This window comes from Actinocatenispora comari (genome assembly GCF_017312725.1).
GTDB lineage: Bacteria > Actinomycetota > Actinomycetes > Mycobacteriales > Micromonosporaceae > Actinocatenispora > Actinocatenispora comari.
In genome coordinates, this window is sequence record NZ_BOPO01000142.1 from 1 (window position 1) to 682 (window position 682).

Annotated in this window: 1 pseudogene; it reads left to right on the forward strand. The window is 75.5% G+C overall.

Features of this window, described 5'->3' with window-relative positions:
* Positions 1–384: 384 nt before the first annotated feature.
* A pseudogene (locus tag NUM_RS33530) lies at positions 385–682 on the forward strand (hypothetical protein); the annotation flags it as partial.

Consider the following 682-nt stretch of genomic DNA (forward strand, 5'->3'; position numbering starts at 1 on the left):
TCGCCAGGCCGGTGTCAACAACCTCACGAACCACAACACCTAGCCCGCCCCGACAACCAACTGCCCACGGTGCGACGCGACGCGAGCGACGCGGGCGTGGCCGTGATGGGTAGGCCGGGCCGGTGCCCCGTTCTTCTTCGACGGCTGCTCGGCGTCGATGGGCAGCAGTACCGGGGGCTGGGCGGGGATGGCCAAGGGGGCGGCCCCCTTGGCGGGGAAGGAGCGCGAGGAGGGGGCGAAGCCCTCTCCTCGCATTCCCCCACGCGGGGTCAAAACCGCGAACAGAGGTGGTCTTTGCACCGCCAGCAACGAGCGCACAGAAGCGGGAAGCGGGAGCCGGGCGGCAGCCCGGTGGGCGGGTGGCGGGCGTGCAAGCATGGGCGGGTGGGGCAGGGCGAGCCGCTGACGCGCGGCGATCGGCGCGGGCGACGGCGGTTCGGTGCCGCGGTCCGGGGACGGGTGATCGGGCTGGCCGGGGCGGTGCTGCTCGCGGTCGCGGCGTACACGGTCGGCGCGGTGCAGGGCGGGGTTCCGTACGGGCAGCTGCCGTCGGCGCACCTGCTGGCGCAGCCGCGGTACGCGATCGGGCTGGCGTGCTGGATCCTCGGGCTGGCCGGCCTGCTGGCGGGGTGGCTGCTGCTGCGCCGGCCGGCCCGCGACCGGCGGCTCACGGCGCGCTGGG